The following is an 18,004-nucleotide window of genomic DNA, read 5'->3' on the forward strand; positions in this document are numbered from 1 at the left end:
GGGTGCCCGGGGCGGCTGTTTGTGGCGTTCCGGAGTCCTCTGTGACAGCCGGATTGCGAACGTGTCTGCCCTGTTCCTGTCATACCGAGCAGGGCTCATATGACTGTACTGTTACCGGAAGAGCGCCTCAGGCAAAGTGCTGTTCCTTTTCAAAAGCGTCGTTGCAACTGGCGACGATCGACTATTTCTGTGTCCGTTGTGATAAGCGGCTTGCTCATGGGCCCTACACTGGCAGTTGCTGCAGAAGGGGCGTCTGATACGGATAAAGTCGAAGCATCCGGACATTTGGAAAAGAAAACCACTTCTGCGGCGCAAAACCATCTGGTGGAGCGCATCAGTGTCATGGCCTCCCGCCGTAATCTTCTGGGACGAGCGGACACGGCGAGTGAAGGATCTTTAACCGCACGTGAAATCCAGCAGCGGCCTGCGTATCGCGTGGGGCAAATTCTGGAGGCTGTTCCCGGACTGGTGGTGACGTCTCATTCCGGGGAGGGAAAGGCCAATCAATTCCTGTTGCGGGGCTTTAATCTGGATCATGGCACGGACTTGGCAACATTTGTTGATGACATGCCGGTCAATGGCGTCAGTAACGCGCATGGTCAGGGCTACACGGATCTGAATTTCCTGATACCCGAAACACTCTCAGGCATTGATTATACCAAAGGGCCATTTCACGCAGATATCGGGGATTTTGGTGTGGCCGGGTCTGATCACATGAAGCTGGCAGATCACATCGCCCGTCAGATTAGCCTGAGTGCCGGAACGCTAGGGGATTATCGGGCTTACATTGGCGGTACGGCCCGATTTTCTAATGGCGATCGTTGGGTCAATGCCTTCAATATTTCTCATTCAGACGGTCCTTGGAAATATCCGGACAATGCCCGGAGCATCCGTGCATTGACGCATTACACCCACGGAACCGCCACCAAAGGCTTTGACCTGACGGGGATGTTTTATCGCGGTCAATGGAGGGCCACAAACGATCAACCGGTGGCGGCCTATAGTGAGGGGCTTATCAGCCGCTATGGCTCTCTGGACCCGACCGATGGCGGCTTTTCGGAGCGCTACAGTTTGTCAGCGCATTATCATCTTGCTGGCGATGACTGGAAATGGGTTACGAGTGCTTTTGCCATTCATGACCGGCTGACGCTCTGGAACAACTTCACGCATTATCTGGATGACCCAGTAAACGGAGATCAGCAGCAGCAGGACGAGACACGAACTACGCTTGGCGGAAGCAGTGTCTATTTCCGACAGGACCATGTGGGCCGTATCCGGACTGATACTCAGGTTGGCGTTCAGGGACGTTACGACTTTCTGTATGTGGATCGGCGCCATACCCACCAGCGTGTCACGCTGCCGGAGTGCCCATCCAGTCTGGAGAGCACGGTGCCTGACCTGTGTAACGGGGATAACATCGATCTTGGAGCTGTCGGTCTTTTTGTCCAGAACACGACGCACTGGTTACCCTGGCTTCGAATGGTTGTTGGTTTACGTGAAGACTATCAGGGCGGTACAGACGAAAATCTTGTTGATGGCAGCCTGACCAGAAAGCATCAGTGGCTGTTTCAACCCAAGGGAAGTCTGGTGTTTGGCCCCTGGAAGAAAACCGAACTCTATCTGAGTGGCGGAAGAGGGTTCCACTCCAACGATTTCCGCTCAGTGTCTGGTTCTTATGCGTCAGACGAATTTGCCAAAGGATCGGTTAAAGTTCCTCTTATGACGTCGGCTGTCAGCGGTGAAATCGGTGTACGGACTACGCCTCTCCGTCATCTGAATGTGCAGGCGGCTGCCTTCATCATCGATTTTGCGTCTGAGCTGAGTTACGACGGCGACGCTGGTGTTACCTCTCCTGGCCCTGCCAGTCGTCGGGAGGGAATTGAGTTTTCCGCACAGTATAATCCGGTTACCTGGCTTGAACTGAATACGGATCTGTCCTTTGCGAAAGCGCGTTATCAGGCGTCAGATCTGGCCAGCTATGGAATTGATGGTCGGTACGTGACGAATGCCCCAAGTTTCGTCTGGTCATTCGGCATCCTTGCAGATCGCGGCCCCTGGTATGGCGGTTTGCAGGTACGCTGGCTGGGGGGATATCCGCTGGTGGAGGATAACAGCCTGCGGTCCAAGGGATATCAGGAACTCAATTTGAATATTGGCTATTGCTTCACCAAAAATCTGAAACTCGAAGCAAATGTCTTTAACGTCTTCAATACGCATGCCTATGCGGCACAATATGCGTATGACTATCGTCTAACACCGGCCTCTGCTGTGCAGAGCGGTGCAACAGGTCATCCGCTGGAGCCCGTTTCTGCCCGCTTCGCCCTGACAGCAGGTTTTTAGGCAGGGCTGCGTCCTAGAAGATGCCCTTCTGACACACCGTAGATCGAAAGCGGGACGATGCTTCCTCTGGTTGGGGGGGAAGCATCGGCTGCCAAGCGCACAGGCGCAAATTCGGGAGAATGACCGCGGTCCGGTGTTTCGATCAGGACGTCTACCGTCTGACCAATGAACCTTTCAAGAAACGTATCGCGGTTCGCCTCACCGACAGCTCTGAGCTGGGCTGCTCTGGCCTGACGTTCTCCGTTCGGCACAGCGGGCATTCGGGCGGCGGGTGTGCCGGGGCGTTCGCTGTAGGGAAAGACATGCAGGAACGGGATGGCCTGCTCTTCGATGAAGGAGAGGGTTTCGTTGAAAAGCGTGTCTGTTTCTGTCGGGAAGCCCGCGATGAGATCTGCACCAACACCAATATTCGGGCGGAGTGTGCGAGCATGCTGGAGCATGGACGCAACCTGCATGGTGGTGTGTCGGCGTTTCATGCGCTTGAGGATGAGGTCGGAACCAGCCTGAAGAGACAGATGCAGATGTGGCATCAGGCGGGGCTCGTTTTCCAGAAGCCACCAGAGATCCCGATCTCCCGTTTCCGGATCAAGAATGACAGGGTCGATGGACGACAGGCGCAGACGTTCGATGGCGGGAACGTCCTGCAGGAGCGTCCGGCACATCCGGCCCAGACCTTCGCCATCTGTGCCTTGCCATGAAGCAATATCAACACCCGTGAGAACGATTTCACGATGCCCTGCCTCAGTTAGGGCGCGGGCTCTCGAAAGAGCTTCCGTTGTGGGGGTGGAGCGGGAGTCTCCCCGGCCATAGGGAATGATGCAGAACGTGCAGCGATGATCGCATCCCTGCTGGACCTGAAGCAGAGCACGGGCATGCCGTGATGGCGGAAGGCCGGGCTTGCTGTCACCCCATGTGGTGGGCTTGAGCTTGTCAGCATTGGGCACGACCCGCACCACGCCGGGCAGCTCCATCCAGCGCTTGGCGTCAATTTCCGACGCGCAGCCTGTCACGACTATTTTTGCATCCGGGCGCTCGCGGTGAGCGCGGCGGATGGCCTGCCTCGCCTGTCGCTCGGCTGTGGTCGTAACGGCGCATGTATTGACGATGATGGTGTCATCCTGCCCGCGGGCGTGATGCGCCATGCCGTCGCTCTCATGCGCGTTGAGACGGCAGCCGAATGTCAGAACGGAAGGGGATGTCACGGAAGCTTGCCATGGAAAACGGTTGTGGCCGGTCCGGTCATCAGGACGTCTCCGTTTTCCTGCCAGGTGATTTCTAGGTCTCCACCGTCCATGGTCACGAGGCAGGTCCGGTCTGCAAGGCCCCGGCGTACGGCGTTCACCACGGCAGCGCAGGCTCCTGAGCCGCAAGCCAGCGTCAAACCCGCACCGCGTTCCCAGACGCGCAGACGCATGTGACCGGGAGTGATGAGATCCGCAAATCCGATATTGGCGCGCTGTGGGAAGAGCGGAGACTTCTCGAGAGAGGGGCCAAGGTCTTCTGCGCGCGATACGTCGCCGAAAACGGTCGCATGAGGATTTCCCATGGAGCAGGCGGCTGCATCATGCAGAGGCAGGTGAAGTGTGTCGCAGTCCTTGGACAGCGGCACGTCCTGCCAGCCAGTTCGGGGAGCGCCCATATTCACCGTGATGCGATCGCCATCCTGTGACGTGAGGAGAAGTCCGGCCCGGGTCTGGAGAACGGGATTGTTACCGACGAGACTGGCAACACACCGCGATGCATTCCCGCAGGCGCCGGATTCCGACCCGTCGGCATTGAAGAAACGGACCAGAACATCCGCACCTTCCAAGGTTGGGGCAGAGAGCAGGACGAGTTGGTCGCAGCCGATGCCGAAGCGTCTGTCGCACAGGTGCCGGATGGTGGCTTCGTCAAGGGCGGGGTCGGTTTCGCGGCCATCAATGACGATGAAATCATTGCCCAGGCCGTGCATCTTGGTGAAAGAAAGGGTCATGATGGTGCCTCCCATAGAGCATCCTGCGGGTTGACGCACGAGGAACATACCCTCATTTCGACAGGTCAGTCAGGAGGAGATGGATATGAGCGGCACGGAACAGGTTGAAGGTTTTCACGCAGCGGCGTTTACGCGCGTCAATAATGAACCGGATACGATCTTCTATGCGCAGCGTCTTCCGGATTCGCTGATGGACATGGGGGCACGCACGGCGGTTGCGGCACTTTACCAGACCTCCCTTCCCGTTGGGGGCACGGTTCTGGATCTGATGGCGGGATCACTCAGCCATTACCCGGAAGAGGCTAGGTTTCAGGATGCCATCGGCCTGGGAGCGTCCAAGGCTGCGCTGGACACCAATCCTGTGCTGACGACACGGATCGTACAGGATCTGAACGCAGACCCAATCCTGCCGTTCGAAGACGACACAATTGACGCCATAACGCTGTGTGACGGGGTGGCATACCTGACGCAGCCGTTGAAAGTCTTGACGGAAGCCCTTCGTGTTCTGAAGGAAGGAGCTCCTCTGATTGTCACATTCTCAGATCAGTTTCATCAGCAGAAAGCTGTTGCAATGTGGCAGGCTCTGGAGCCAGAAGACCGGGCACGTCTTGTCAGTGTTCTTCTTTCGAAGGCTGGTTTTGGGGAACTCGACACGGGTGAAGTCGTTCCTCCGGAAGATCTGACGGCATGGCGTGACACGGTTCGGGCGGTTGTCGGGCGGAAGCCCAGAGGCTGATTTTGCCTGATTCGCAGGTTCGGATGCGTTACTTCTGGCATTTATGCTCGGAAGTCTTTATGCAGCGGCATCCCAGCCGCCGCTTTTTGCCGTCGGCGTGACGTTTGCCGAGTGTTCATTAAATATGCCTTTCCCCGATACTCATCCTGCCCTTCTGCGCGCCCTAACGGCGCGCGGCTACGAACAGCCCACTCCCGTTCAGGAAGCAGTTCTGCAGCCAGGGCTGGAGGATCGTGATCTTCTGGTTTCCGCCCAGACGGGTTCAGGCAAGACCGTAGCTTTTGGTCTGGCTATTGCGCCGACGCTGCTTGGTGAGGCTGATCGCCTCCCGCCGTCGCCACAGCCGCTGGCTCTGGTTATTGCCCCGACGCGTGAACTGGCCCTTCAGGTCCAGTCCGAACTTGAGTGGCTCTATGCCGAGACCGGCGCTCGTATCGCGAGCTGCATTGGTGGCACGGATGCCCGCCGTGAAGCCCGCGACCTCAGCCGTGGCGCCCACATCGTTGTGGGAACGCCAGGCCGCCTTTGTGATCATCAGTCCCGTGGTTCCCTTGACCTGTCCGGTCTGCGCTGCGTCATTCTCGACGAAGCCGACGAAATGCTGGACATGGGTTTCCGTGACGAGCTGGAACAGCTTTTGGATGCGTCTCCGGCCGAGCGCCGCACGCTTCTGTTCTCCGCCACGATTGCCCGCGAAATTGCGTCTCTGGCCAAGCGTTTCCAGAAAGATGCCAAGCGCATCGATACGGTAACGGGTGCGAAGCAGCATTCGGATATCACCTATCGCTGCGTCGTAACGGCTCCGCAGGAAATCGAGCGTTCCCTCGTGAACGTTCTGCGTTTCTACGAAAGCCCGACGGCCATGGTGTTCTGCAACACCCGTATGATGGTTGGTCAGGTGCAGGCTGCTCTTCTGGAGCGTGGGTTCGCTTCTGTCGCGATTTCCGGCGAGATGGGTCAGAACGAGCGTAGCCGTGCGATCGAGAGCCTGCGCTCCGGTCAAGCCCGTGTCTGTGTTGCGACTGACGTTGCTGCTCGTGGCATTGACGTGCCAGCGCTGAACCTCGTGATTCACGCCAGCATCCCGACGGCTTCTGAAACCCTGCTGCACCGTTCTGGCCGTACCGGTCGTGCGGGCCGTAAGGGCACCAGTGTGCTGATGGTGCCGATGAACCAGCGTCGTCGCGCTGAGCGTCTGCTGGCCATGGCACGTGTAAATGCCGAGTGGGAAGCTGTTCCGACGGCGGATGCGATTGCCGCCCAGGACACGAAGCGTCTGCTGGACGATCCGATCCTTGCCAACGCTTCTGAAGACACGACGGATGAGCTGGTTCTGAAGCTGGCTGAAACCTACGACGCAAAGAAGCTCGCAGCAGCGCTGGTGCAGATGTACCGTGCCCGCCTGCCGAACGTTGAGCAGATCCGTGCGATGTCCGTTGAGGCTCCTCAGAGCCGAGGCGATCGTCCGGAACGCGCACCGCGTGAAGAGCGCATCGTGTCGGGCGAATGGTTCAAGATGAGCGTCGGTCGTACAGAGCGCGCTGATCCGAAGTGGCTGATCCCGCTGATCTGCCGCCTTGGTAACGTTCAGAAGCGTGACATCGGCAGCATCCGTATCGAGCAGGATCAGACCTACTTCCAGATCACGGATGAGAGCGTCGAGCGCTTCAAGTCCTGTGTTGCCGGGGCTGAGCCTGATGAAGTGACGATCGAGCCGTCTGCTGAGCCTGCCGGTGGCAGCAGCTATGGTTCCCGTGGTCGTAACCCGGGCGAAGGCAAGCGCTTCGGTCGGTCCGGCGGTGGCGCTGGTGGCGGCTTCAAGGGCGGTCCGCGCGGTGGCGGTGCTGGCGGCGGTTACAAGGGCCGTGGCGGTTCCGGCTTCGGTCGTCCCAAGCCAAGCGCTGGCGGCTCTGCTGGTGAAGGCGCGAGCCGTAAGCGTCGTTCCTGATCGCTGATCGAACATCAGAACTGAAAAACCCCCGCCGGAGCGATCCGGCGGGGGTTTTTTCTTTTCAGGTCTTGGAGGACCCTTCTGCGAGCAGGGCATCACGTGCAGCCCTTAACGTATCGGAGAGCTTCTCTTCAGGTACTTTGAGATGAAGCTTTTCCATGGTTTCCAACAGCGCTTCCGCGACCATCAGCCGGGCTGCCCATTTGTGGTCAGCGGGAATGATGTGCCAGGGGGCTTCCGGAGTGGATGTTGCCTGTATCGCTGCCTCATAGGCCTTGGTGTAATCAGGCCACTTCCCACGTTCTGCCAGATCGGAAGGTGAAAACTTCCAGCGCCTTTCGGGCTGGGTCAGGCGTTTGAGAATACGTTTCTTCTGCTCGTCCGCAGAGATATGCAGGAAGAGCTTCAGAATAACGACGTTCTGATGCGTCAGGTAGCTTTCGAAGTGCCGGATGTCTGCCAGTCTCCGGTCCCAGAAGCCGGGCTCATCGGGGTTAAGCCCGCGTGCTTTGACGATATCCGGATGGACGCGGGCAATCAGAACATCTTCATAGTGGCTGCGATTGAAAACTGCGATTTCGCCTCGGGCCGGCGCCATCAGATGCACACGCCACAGGTCATCACGCTTTTCTGCTGCTCCGGCTGGGGTTTTGAAGGATGTGACGTGAAAGCCCTGTGGGTTCAGGCCGGAAAAGGCGTGGCGGATAGCGCCATCCTTTCCTGCCGTATCCATGCCTTGCAGCACGACCAGAATTCCGTGTTCTCCGTGCGCGGCCAGACGTCCTTGCAGGATAGCCATCCGGTCCACGCAGTCCCGGATGCGGGTATGGGCACTTTTCTTGTCGTGCCCAATCCGGTCATCGGTTCTGAAGTCAGCCAGCTTGAACTTGGTGCCGTCCGTAATTGTCAGGCGCGAGGGAATACCGCTTTCAGCCGACATGACGGTTCACCGCCAGCCCACCAGAAGCCTGACAGACAGGCATGATCTCCATTGTGTTGACGTTCATGTGCCACGGCAGCCCCACGAGCCATGATACTGTTTCTGCGATGTCGTGGGGCGTGAGGGGTGTGGTGTCCTTGTAAACTGCTGCGGCCTTGCCATCGTCCTTGAGGCGAACGGAGCTGAATTCGCTTCCGCCGCAAAGGCCGGGTTCAATATCTGTGACACGGATGCGCTTGCCCAGAAGATCCGTCCGCAGATTCTGGCTGAACTGCCTTACGAATGCTTTGGTGGCGCCATAAACGTTGCCGCCAGTGTAGGGGTAGAGGCCCGCCGTGCTGCCGAGCATGATGACATATCCGGAGTTGCGCTCAACCATTCCGGGCAACAGGGCGTGGGTCATTTCCACCAGACCGGAGACGTTGGTGGCGATCATCGTTTCCCAGTTATCGATCTTGGCTTCCTGTGCTGGCTCCATACCGAGTGCAAGGCCGGCGTTGTTGACCAGAACGTCCACGGTTCGCCAGTTTTCCGGCAGGCTGCCCGGCAGTGCGCGGAGTGCGTCGCGGTCCGTCATGTCCAGAGGGAAGGGGAGAAGATTTTCCCCGAGTTCGACTTTCAGGGCTTCAAGACGTTCTGCCCGTCTTCCTGTCGCGATGACGCGGTGACCATCCTGCACGAGGCGCGTGGCGATGGCGTGTCCGAAGCCGGCAGTGGCACCGGTCACGAGAACGGTAAGGGACATGAAGACCTCCATAAAACTCTCGACATGGGAACGCTTGCAAAGAGGCACGAGATGCACCCATTTGTAGAGAATGAAGAAAACACTCGCCGGACAGAATGACAACCTGACAGGCATGCTCCTGGTTGCGGCGCCGCAACTGGCGGAGACAGTCTTCGCCCAGAGCGTGATCTATCTCTGTGCTCACTCCCCCGAAGACGGGGCAATGGGGCTGATTATCAACCGTCGTCTGGCCCAGCCGGGTTTGGATGATCTATTTGCGCAGCTCGGAATCGAGCCGAACCCTCCGGAACGCCGGATTGCCGTCTGTATGGGTGGCCCCGTCGATCATTCACATGGGTTTGTTCTGCATTCGACAGACTGGAATGGAGAGGGCAGCCTGGGCGTCAATGATCAGGCGACGTTGACGGCCAGTCTGGATGTGCTGCGGGAACTTGCTGCGGGGCAGGGGCCCAAGCGGGCATTGATGGCTATTGGCCATGCGTCTTGGGCCCCTGGTCAGCTTGAAGAAGAGATTCTGCGGGATAGTTCATGGCTGGTTGCGCCGGCCAGTGATGAGATTGTCTTTGGCATGGATCATTCGAAAAAATGGGGGAAGGCACTGGCGGCCATCAATATTGATCCGCTGCTGCTCTCCTCCGCTATGGGTGAAGCCTGACCGATTTATTCGGAGCAACGACTTTTGACAGACATGAGGATTTTCAGATCATGAATCAGACAACCCGTATCCTTCACGTTTATGAGCACTGCCCGTTCTGCGTGAAGGCCATGATGATTTTTGGCCTGAAAAACATCCCGTTCGAGAAGCGTATTTTCCTGAATGACGACGAAGCTGGCCCGATCAGTATGGTTGGGAGAAAGGTTGTCCCGATTCTGGAGGAGAATGGTCGATACATGCCGGAGAGCATGGATATCGTCTCCCATATTGATGGAGTGGGCGCGCCGGTTCTGAACGGGCCGGTTCGCAAGGACATTGCAGACTGGCTGCGTGCCAGTAGCAAGGCCACGTATCGGCTCTTCCTGCCGCGCGCAGTTTGCGCACCCTTGCCTGAATTCGCGACGACGTCTTCCCGGGCGGCCTTCATTCGCCGCAAGGAAGAATCTACCGGCCCGTTCTGGGAAATTCTGGCAGATGGCTCAAAGGAAATTGCAGAGCTGAACGCATTGCTGGGAGAGCTCGAACCCCTGATCCAGTCTCCTGAAGCCGTGAATGGCACGCTTTCCACAGATGATATTCATCTGTTTGCCCAGCTTCACAGCATGTCACTCATCAAAGGACTGCGTTACCCGCTCGGGGTTGAGGCTTACCGTCAGGCCATGTCTGAAAAATCCGGTGTGAGCCTGCTGGATGGGTTCGCGGCCTGAGGGAAGGTAATTGCAGGACATCTTGAAACCGTCTCGCCGGATGGATGGAAATGTCCTGCAACGCCCCGGCTAGGCATCCACTGTCCGTATGGTTACGATTTCGCATCTGATGCAGGAGAAGACGATGCGGAATATGATTGGCGCAGGATTGTTACTGGCCCTGATGAGCGGGAGCGTGCTTGCTGCAGCTCCCCAGCATCATGACGCCGCAACGCAGGCCCTGAACCTTGCTGAACAGGCCATCGCTCTGCGATCGGTCGCGGGGCCTGCCAACCAGACACCACAGGTCGCAGCCCTTTTCCGGGAGGCTCTGGTTAAGGGAGGTTTTGCGCCTGCGGATGTGACGATCACGCCCTACAAGGATACAGCGTATCTGATTGCCCGTTGGCCTGGCCGTGATTCGTCTCTCAAACCGCTGGTGATTTCCGGCCATATGGATGTGGTTGAAGCCAAGGCGTCTGACTGGACGCATGATCCTTTCAAACCACAGATTGAAAATGGCTATCTTCTAGGCCGTGGCTCAACGGACATGAAGCTGGATGACACACTGGCTATTTCTGCTCTGCTGGAGCTGAAAAAAGAAGGATATGTGCCCCGCCGGGATATCATCATCGAGTTCTCGGGAGATGAAGAGACGACGATGGCAACTGGCGCCATCATCGCTGACAAGTTGTCCAATGCCGAACTTGTTCTGAACATGGACGGGGCTAATGGCACGTTGGATGAAAAGACGGGGAAGCCAGATTATTTCACATGGGAAGGTGCGGAAAAAACCTACGCTGATTTCCGTCTGACCGTGACGAACCCCGGTGGTCACTCTTCGGAGCCGAGATCCGTCAATGCCATTGATGAGCTGAGTGCGGATCTTCTGCGGATCCAGCAACATCGCTTCAAACCGGAAGTGAATGACCTGAGCCGTAGTTTCTTTGTCAACGCGGCCCGCTGGCAAAAGCCTGATATTGCGGCTGCCATGAAAGCGTTCGCAGCCAATCCAGCCAATGAAAAGGCCATTGCCACGCTATCGGCTGACCCGTCCTTTGTGGGGCGGATTGGCACAACCTGTGTGGTCACGATGATTGAAGGTGGTCATGCGCTTAATGCGCTTCCACAGCGGGCGACGGCTAATATCAATTGTCGCATCTTTCCGGGGCACTCCCGGGCTTCGATCATGGCTGAGCTGCGAGACGCGGCGCAGGACCCGGGTATGAAGATTGAAGACGCGACAGAAGGGTCTGTTGAAACTGCTGCATCTCCCATGCGGCCTGATGTGGTGCATGCGATTGATGCCGCCATTCACGCGGCTTATCCGGGCGTGCCGGTCTTTGCAGCCATGTCATCCGGAGCGAGCGACAGCATGTGGTTCCGCTCTCATGGTGTTCCCAGCTATGGCATCAGCCCGATCTTCATCAAGAATTCAGACTCCTTCATGCATGGACTGAATGAACGGACGCCGGTTTCCGCCGTTGGTCCCGCAATGGATGCGCTTCTGGTTTTGATTCCGGAGCTGTCTCACTAAGAGGAAAACTTTGTAGATGCGTAGTGTTGCTGTCTGTGTGGGCGTGGTTCTGGCGGGAGCGACGATGGCTCATGCCGCGATGGGGCGGCCCGTTTCTGAACAAAATCAGCTCTCAGGGCGGTACAGTACGCATTTCAAAAACGGTGATGTTTCAGGTGATACCTATTGGAGCGACAATGTTCTGGAGGTTGTGCCCGTCGACGCCGAGGCGACCTATCTGCGAATAGAAACACAGTTCTTCAATGGGCACATGTGTTCCCTGTCAGGCGTCGGCCGCATGGAGGGAGAGGCTCTAGTATATCAGGAGCCACCCTTCATGGCAGGCGAGAAGCCCTGTCGCCTGACGGTTCGCCGGGCTGGGAAAGATATTGTTTTGCAGGACGCTGACGGTGCTTGCCGGGCCGGGCACTGTGGAGCGCGGGGACTGTTTGATGGGCAGACATTTCCGGCATCCAGCCGCCGGGCTATTACCTATTTGCCAAGGCTCAAAGCATCGCGGGAATATCGGGCCGCGTTGAAAGCCTGGGCCGCCTCTCCGAATCATTCGGATCATGCTGCCCAGGCAGATCAACCTTAGGGCTTTAAAGCGTCACCCAGGAACTCTGCACGACGCTGGCTTACGCGCGCGCGTAAGAGCGGATCAGGCAGCATATGCGTTCCGGGAAGCAGAAGGAGATCGTAAGGTTTCCCGGCTTTCAGAAGGGCCTGTGTCAGCTTCATGGTATTTTCAAAGTACACGTTGTCGTCTGTCAGGCCATGCATGACCAGAAGGGGGCGTTTCAGGCCGTCCGCATAGGTTAGGACGTTGCTTTTGCGATATCCTTCCGGGTCGTTCTGCGGGGTGTTCAGATAGCGTTCGGTATAGGCGGTGTCGTAATCGGCGAAATCGACAGGGGGTGCACCTGCAACGCCAACTTTGAAGACGTCCGGACGGCGGATGGTGGCCATTGCCGTGAAGTAGCCCCCGAAAGACCAGCCATAAACACCCACCCGTGAAAGATCGAGTTCAGGGTAGGTTTTGCCTAGCCCTTGCAAGCCATCGATTTGGTCCTGAAGGGGAGCATCGATCAGGTTGCCTTTGATGGCACGTTCAAAGTCATGATCCCGGCCCAGAGTGCCGCGTCCATCCAGCGTGACAACGACATAGCCCTGATTGGCGAGGCACTGGTCTTCCAGAAAGCTCGACGGTGTATCGTGCACCAGCTTTACGCCGGGGCCGCCATAGACGGACAACACGACCGGATAGTGATGGCCCTTCTGGAAATGCTCTGGCCGGATGATCGCGGCATCGAGTTGTCGTTCCCCGGCCGTGGTGAACTGGACGTGGACGGGAAGGTGAGGGGGCTGCGCAATACCCGGGAGGCTGGCCAGGATTTTTCCTTTTGCGTCTCGCAGAAGAGTGCGCCGACTTCCGTCAGCGGCGGCAAACGCATCGACCAGCAGGCGATGGGTGCCATTGGTGAAATGGACATTGTGGATGCCCGGCTCTGTGATGACCGGAGTGATCTTGCCGTCCGCGAGTGAAATCCGGACGACCTCGTTATCAATCCGGTTCGGGCGTACCGTCACGACAACGCTGTTGCTGTCTGCGTCGTAATCATTGAACGCGACGTAAGGCAGGGTATCGGGCGTCAAAACCCGCTTCAGGGACCCATCTGCAGCGTGATGTTCAAGCTGCCACGTCTTTCCGCGCTCCGAGGCCCAAAGGAAACCCTGTTGGCCATTCAGTACGACGGGTAAGGCATGGCTGCCACCGGCGTCTCGCGGATCAAGATTGAGCCAGGCCTTGTCGCTTTCTGCGAGGAGGAGCGTCGTTTTGCCTGTGGCTGGATCAACGGACAGAACCTGTTCCTGCGTCTGTTCCCGGTTGAGCAGAACAAGGAACAGGCCACCGTTCTTCCGCCAGACCGCACGCGCCATGTAGGGCCATGCTTCATGATCCCAGCCAATCCAGCGAACGTCTCCGCCTTTGATGCTGGTGAGACCAAAACGTGTTCGTGCATTGGGCGTGCCGGCGCGAGGATAACGGAACTCGACCGGAGCCGCCTGCGGCGTCTCTGGATTGGTGATGTAATGTTTTTCGACGTTGCCTGAATCAGCTTCTTCGAACAGCACGGTCTGACTGTCCGGAGACCACCAGGCGCCATCCGGGCGTTCCAGTTCTTCTGCTGCGGCAAATTCGGCCAACCCATTGGTCAGCGTTTCTGTGCCTGTAGTGGTCAGGCGTGTTTCGGCGCCTGTCACCAGATTGACCGCGTAGAGGTCATTGTCCCGCACTGCGGCAATGGTCTGCCCGTCCGGAGAAAGACGGGGGGCGATCCAGTTGCCATCAACGGAAGATACCCGGCCGTCATCGGCAGCAATGCGGATGAGGCGTCCACCCTGAGATGCCAGGATCGTGCCGCCATCTTCGCTCATCTGATAGTCGGTGATGCCAGACATGGACTGACGGGCGCGCTCTCGCCGGGCTTTCTCTTCAACGGACAAGTGTTCTGGACCCGCTTCCGGGGCGGCAAGTTCGTGCAGCGAATGGTCAGGCAGATCGTAGCGAAACAGATGCAGGCGTGTGTCGAACGGGCCAGAACGCAGGAAGAGAACCGAATGTCCGTCCGGTGTCACTTCTGATCGTGTGGGCAGACCCAGTGTTCCATTCCGTGTTTTGGCAAGATCGAGCATGCATGATGCAGGTTCGGAGGCCATGGCCGGTAAGGCGGGAAGCAGGGAAGACAGGAACGCGCAGGACAGCAGGGCTCTGCGGAGACGGAATGACGGCATGGCGGCTCCGGGACAGGAAAGGTTTTGACATCAATCATGGACTGACCTGTCGTTCCTGAACAGAGTGCACGAGCATGAGAAGTCGCCTTGCTCACGATGATGAGAGCAGGGCCGATTTTACCGGGACTGATCCACCGTTGAGGTGTTGTGTGTCATGGTCTGTCTCAGAAGAGGAACCTGATGGATATGCAGTATCGTCAGCTAGGTCGCTCCGGCCTGAAAATTTCCGCACTCAATTTTGGCTCTGTGACGTTCGGAGGGCAGGGCGATTTCGCTTCCACCGGCAATGTTGACGTCTCAGAGGCCACACGAATGGTGGATCTCTGTGTCGAGCATGGCGTCAACATGTTTGATACAGCCGATGCTTATTCGGGCGGAGAAGCCGAAGAGATCCTTGGCCGTGTTCTGAAAGGCAGAAGCCGGGAACTGCTTGTGACCAGCAAAGTCCGGTTTCCGACGGGCAAAGGGCCGAACGAAGAGGGCCTGTCGCGGCATCATATTCTGAATGCCTGTGATGATAGCCTGCGCCGTTTAGGACGAGACCATATCGATCTCTATTATCTGCATGAATGGGATGGTCTGACGCCGGTTGAAGAGACGCTGGAGGCACTTCAGACGCTTCGGGATCAGGGGAAGATCCGCTATGCGGGACTTTCCAATTTTGCGGGCTGGCAGGCCATGAAGCTTCTGTCTGCCGCAGAGCGGGACCGTCTCATCACGCCGGTCTCCGAACAGATCTATTATTCTCTGGAAGCACGGGATGCGGAATATGAGCTTCTGCCACTCGCTGTGGATCAAGGACTGGGCGTTCAGATCTGGAGCCCGCTGGCCTGTGGGCTGCTGACGGGCAAATATCGTCGCGGGAAGACGGCGCCTGCGGATAGCCGCCGTATTTCGGGTTGGCCAGAACCGGAAGTCCGCAATATCGAAAAACTCTACGATACGGTTGAGGTGCTGGTGGAGATCGCAGAGGAACACGATGTCTCGCCTGCACGCGTTGCGCTGGCGTGGTTGCTGCACAAACCGGGTGTGACTTCCGTAGTGATTGGAGCCCGTAAGGAAGCCCAGTTGCTGGATAATCTTGCTGCGGCATCGCTACGTCTGACGAAGGCACAAGTCGCACGGCTTGACGATGTCAGTGCGCCGGATCTGATTTATCCGTACTGGCATCAGCAGCGGAATGCGTTTGGCAGGTTGTCAGAGGCCGACATGGTCTTGCACGGGCCAGCGAAACGTCATCGGGATGCCCTTGAAACAAAAAAATGAGTGCCTAAATATTCATCACCGGTCGTCGCCTTCGGGGGCGACCGAGACACCATATGCCGCCGATACGGGGCATGAGAGGACATATTAGAATGGATATTCAGAAATTCACTGAGCGGAGCCAGGGTTTCCTTCAGGCCGCACAGACTATTGCCCTTCGAGACTACCATCAGCAGTTGACGCCGGAACATCTGCTCAAGGCCCTGCTGGATGATGATCAGGGCGCCGCATCCGGCCTTATTCGGGCTGCGGGTGGTGATCCAAAAGTTGTTCAGACTGCCAATGACGCAGCACTTGCCAAGCTCCCGAAGGTTCAGGGCGGCGGTGCAGGTCAGCCGCAAGCCACGCCTGATTTCGTCAGACTGCTGGACTCCGCTGAAGCCGCTGCAAAAGCCGCAGGTGACAGCCATGTTGCGCAGGACCGCCTGCTCGTGGCCATTGCTGCGAGCGGATCAGCCGCAGGTAAAGCACTGGTTGAAGGAAAGGCCGATGCCTCTGCGCTGGAACGTGCTGTTGCACAGATCCGCAAGGGGCGGACAGTGACCAGCGCATCTGCCGAGAATACGTTTGATGCGCTGAAGAAGTATGCGCGTGACGTTACGGCGATCGCCCAGGCTGGCAAGCTCGACCCGGTGATTGGCCGTGATGAAGAAATCCGGCGCACCATTCAGGTTCTGGCCCGCCGCAGCAAAAACAATCCGGTTCTGATTGGTGAGCCAGGCGTTGGTAAGACCGCAATCGTTGAGGGTCTGGCGCTGCGTATCGTTAATGGCGATGTGCCAGAAGCGCTCCGAAACAAGAGACTGATGTCGCTCGACATGGGCGCCCTGATTGCAGGTGCGAAGTTCCGTGGTGAGTTTGAAGAGCGTCTGAAGGCAGTTCTCAAAGAAGTTGAGACGGCCGAAGGCGAGGTTATTCTCTTCATTGACGAGATGCACACGCTGGTGGGCGCTGGCCGTTCCGATGGTGCGATGGATGCGTCCAATCTTATCAAACCGGAACTTGCTCGCGGGACGCTGCACTGTATTGGTGCGACGACGCTCGATGAGTACCGCAAGTACATCGAGAAAGACGCCGCGCTTGCCCGTCGTTTCCAGCCGGTTTTCGTCGGTGAGCCATCTGTTGCGGATACGATCTCTATTCTGCGTGGCATCAAGGAGAAGTATGAACTTCACCATGGTGTGCGCATCACGGATAACGCCATCGTCTCCGCTGCAACGCTTTCCAACCGTTACATTACGGATCGCTTCCTGCCGGATAAGGCCATTGATCTGATTGACGAGGCTGCCAGCCGTCTGCGGATGCAGATTGACAGCAAGCCGGAAGCTCTGGACGAACTCGATCGCCGCATCATTCAGCTGAAGATTGAGCGTGAAGCCATCCGTAAGGAAGACGACACGGCGTCCAAGGATCGTCTGCAGGCTCTTGAGGCCGAACTGGCAGATCTGGAAGAGCAGTCCGATGCGATGGGTGCCGAGTGGCATGCCGAAAAAGATCGCGTGAACGCCATTCAGAAGCTGAAGGAGCAGTTGGATACAGCACGCTCCGATGTGGATGTGGCGCAGCGTCAGGGGAATCTCGCGAAGGCTTCCGAACTGATGTACGGCCTGATTCCAAACTTGGAAGCTCAGATTGCCAAAGCGCAGGAAGAGGAAGACGCAGCATCCAAATCTGGCTTGTTCGCAGATAGCGTCACGGATCAGGGTATTGCATCGGTTGTCTCCCGCTGGACGGGTATTCCGGTAGATCGGATGCTCGAAGGCGAGCGTGCCAAGCTCATGCGGATGGAAGATACGCTGCGTGAGCGTGTGGTCGGGCAGGAGCAGGCACTTGTGGCTGTCTCTAATGCCGTTCGTCGTGCCCGCGCAGGACTTCAGGATCCGAACCGTCCGATTGGGTCGTTCCTGTTCCTTGGTCCGACGGGTGTGGGCAAGACCGAGCTGACGAAGGCTCTGGCGCAGTTCCTGTTCGATGACGAGAAGGCTCTGCTGCGGATCGACATGAGTGAATTCATGGAGAAGCATGCAGTGTCGCGCCTGATTGGTGCACCTCCGGGATATGTCGGGTACGACGAAGGTGGTGTGCTGACAGAAGCTGTGCGTCGTCGTCCTTATCAGGTCATCCTGTTTGATGAGGTGGAGAAGGCCCATGAGGACATCTTCAACATCCTTCTTCAGGTGCTCGATGATGGCCGTCTGACGGATGGGCAGGGACGTGTTGTGGACTTCCGCAATACGATCATCGTTCTGACGAGTAACCTTGGTTCAGATGTGCTAGCCAATCAGGAAGATGGTGAATCGCCGGAACTGGTGCAGGCGCAGGTCATGCAGGTGGTGCGCAATCACTTCCGGCCCGAGTTCCTGAACCGTCTGGATGAGATCATCCTGTTCTCCCGTCTGCAGCG

General features: G+C 57.6%; 14 protein-coding genes. 9 read left to right on the top strand and 5 right to left on the bottom strand.

Translation table 11 applies throughout. The annotated features are described in order from the left end of the window. Positions 1 to 99: 99 nt before the first annotated feature. Complete coding sequence (locus tag ABF979_RS08620; RefSeq protein WP_415559148.1) at positions 100 to 2,340, top strand: TonB-dependent receptor; 2,241 nt, start codon at positions 100 to 102, stop codon at positions 2,338 to 2,340. On the opposite strand, the gene ABF979_RS08625 is transcribed toward ABF979_RS08620, so the two are convergent. Together ABF979_RS08625 and dapF are read right to left on the bottom strand one after the other, a co-directional pair. Next, a complete protein-coding gene (locus tag ABF979_RS08625) occupies positions 2,337 to 3,542 on the bottom strand; it encodes a MiaB/RimO family radical SAM methylthiotransferase (RefSeq protein ID WP_415559150.1) in 1,206 nt (401 codons plus the stop codon). The two genes, ABF979_RS08620 and ABF979_RS08625, sit on opposite strands and share 4 nt — an antisense overlap. Then, positions 3,539 to 4,312, bottom strand: coding sequence for a diaminopimelate epimerase (dapF, locus tag ABF979_RS08630; protein ID WP_211503550.1), 774 nt, complete (start codon positions 4,310 to 4,312; stop codon positions 3,539 to 3,541). Before dapF ends, ABF979_RS08625 begins: the two co-directional genes overlap by 4 nt. Positions 4,313 to 4,397: 85 nt before the next feature. Between dapF and ABF979_RS08635 the strand changes: the two genes are divergently transcribed. Then, the gene (locus ABF979_RS08635; protein WP_174694804.1) at positions 4,398 to 5,048 is read left to right on the top strand and encodes a class I SAM-dependent methyltransferase; all 651 of its coding nucleotides are present in this window, start codon (positions 4,398 to 4,400) and stop codon (positions 5,046 to 5,048) included. 124 nt (positions 5,049 to 5,172) lie between these two features. Then, on the top strand, positions 5,173 to 6,996 hold the full coding sequence (locus tag ABF979_RS08640; RefSeq protein ID WP_415559153.1) for a DEAD/DEAH box helicase: 1,824 nt from the start codon (positions 5,173 to 5,175) through the stop codon (positions 6,994 to 6,996). 64 nt (positions 6,997 to 7,060) lie between these two features. On the opposite strand, the gene ABF979_RS08645 is transcribed toward ABF979_RS08640, so the two are convergent. Then, on the bottom strand, positions 7,061 to 7,939 hold the full coding sequence (locus ABF979_RS08645; protein WP_415559155.1) for a PPK2 family polyphosphate kinase: 879 nt from the start codon (positions 7,937 to 7,939) through the stop codon (positions 7,061 to 7,063). Further along, positions 7,929 to 8,684 carry an SDR family NAD(P)-dependent oxidoreductase gene (locus tag ABF979_RS08650; protein WP_415559157.1) on the bottom strand — a complete coding sequence of 252 codons (756 nt, stop codon included), beginning with the start codon at positions 8,682 to 8,684 and terminating at the stop codon, positions 7,929 to 7,931. Before ABF979_RS08650 ends, ABF979_RS08645 begins: the two co-directional genes overlap by 11 nt. 70 nt (positions 8,685 to 8,754) lie before the next feature. Here ABF979_RS08650 and ABF979_RS08655 point away from each other — a divergent pair, with 70 nt between their 5' ends. The 4 genes from ABF979_RS08655 to ABF979_RS08670 all read left to right on the top strand — a co-directional run bounded on the left by ABF979_RS08655 (position 8,755) and on the right by ABF979_RS08670 (position 12,139). Next, positions 8,755 to 9,339 (top strand): YqgE/AlgH family protein, encoded by a 585-nt coding sequence (locus ABF979_RS08655; RefSeq protein ID WP_046900835.1) that lies wholly within the window; start codon positions 8,755 to 8,757, stop codon positions 9,337 to 9,339. A gap of 50 nt (positions 9,340 to 9,389) precedes the next feature. Next, positions 9,390 to 10,046, top strand: a complete 657-nt coding sequence (gene grxB / locus ABF979_RS08660; RefSeq protein ID WP_415559159.1) for a glutaredoxin 2 — start codon at positions 9,390 to 9,392, stop codon at positions 10,044 to 10,046. Positions 10,047 to 10,170: 124 nt separating this feature from the next. Continuing rightward, positions 10,171 to 11,562 (top strand): M20/M25/M40 family metallo-hydrolase, encoded by a 1,392-nt coding sequence (locus tag ABF979_RS08665; protein ID WP_415559161.1) that lies wholly within the window; start codon positions 10,171 to 10,173, stop codon positions 11,560 to 11,562. Positions 11,563 to 11,578: 16 nt separating this feature from the next. Next, positions 11,579 to 12,139 (top strand): hypothetical protein, encoded by a 561-nt coding sequence (locus ABF979_RS08670; RefSeq protein ID WP_415559163.1) that lies wholly within the window; start codon positions 11,579 to 11,581, stop codon positions 12,137 to 12,139. On the opposite strand, the gene ABF979_RS08675 is transcribed toward ABF979_RS08670, so the two are convergent. Further along, on the bottom strand, positions 12,136 to 14,337 hold the full coding sequence (locus ABF979_RS08675; RefSeq protein ID WP_415559165.1) for a DPP IV N-terminal domain-containing protein: 2,202 nt from the start codon (positions 14,335 to 14,337) through the stop codon (positions 12,136 to 12,138). The genes ABF979_RS08670 and ABF979_RS08675 overlap by 4 nt on opposite strands. A 186-nt stretch (positions 14,338 to 14,523) precedes the next feature. On the opposite strand from ABF979_RS08675, the gene ABF979_RS08680 reads away from it, so the two are divergent. Both ABF979_RS08680 and clpB read left to right on the top strand, forming a co-directional pair. Continuing rightward, positions 14,524 to 15,603, top strand: a complete 1,080-nt coding sequence (locus ABF979_RS08680; protein WP_415559172.1) for an aldo/keto reductase — start codon at positions 14,524 to 14,526, stop codon at positions 15,601 to 15,603. An 89-nt stretch (positions 15,604 to 15,692) separates the two neighbouring features. Then, positions 15,693 to 18,004, top strand: a 2,312-nt coding sequence (clpB, locus tag ABF979_RS08685; RefSeq protein WP_415559167.1) for an ATP-dependent chaperone ClpB, incomplete at its 3' end; no start/stop codon positions are given.

Origin of the sequence: Gluconobacter sp., from assembly GCF_047723935.1 — a bacterium.
GTDB lineage: Bacteria > Pseudomonadota > Alphaproteobacteria > Acetobacterales > Acetobacteraceae > Gluconobacter.